The 570-nt window shown below is 48.9% G+C and carries 1 protein-coding gene; it reads left to right on the forward strand.

What is annotated here, in order from left to right:
• The coding region (locus tag ABD056_RS22820; protein ID WP_343870603.1) for a sensor histidine kinase N-terminal domain-containing protein at positions 1-570 on the forward strand (570 nt) is incomplete at both ends.

Below are 570 nucleotides of genomic sequence, written 5' to 3' on the forward strand. Positions count from 1 at the left end.
AGGATTTACAGGTGCTGGCGTCCAGTTTATCGCAGCAGTATAAGGCAGATTCAGCGCAAGAGTTAGGTCTGGCGTTGCAAGTCTGGCAGCAAGGTAAGCTGGTGTATCGTAGCGCTTTGGGCCCTGAACGTACGATGTCGGACGCTGAAGGTTTTAGTGAGCATAATTTTGGCGGTAAAAGGTGGCGGGTATTTCGTCAAACCCCCAACGATGTGCTTACGGTGATAGTGGCGCAACCCCTGCAACAACGGCAGCAATTGGCAGATGAAGTGATCACGGCCTCTATTTATCCTGTTGTGCTGAGTTTGCCGCTACAAGCCGTATTGATTTGGTTAGTGGTGAGTAAAGCCTTATCACCAATCCAACGTTTTTCTGCTCAGCTGTCGTCAAAAAAAGCTAATGATTTAAGTCCGGTAGAGCTGGATCAGGTTCCGGCGGAGCTGGATCAGATGCTGAAAACCACTAATCAGTTATTTGCCCGTTTAGGCGATGCCTTTGAGCGGGAAAAACGTTTTGCCTCTGATGTAGCGCACGAGCTGCGTACTCCTTTAAGCGTATTACAAGTCAACC

The sequence above is a fragment of the Caenispirillum bisanense genome, from assembly GCF_039523075.1.
GTDB classification, from domain to species: Bacteria; Pseudomonadota; Alphaproteobacteria; order Rhodospirillales; family Rhodospirillaceae; genus Caenispirillum; species Caenispirillum bisanense.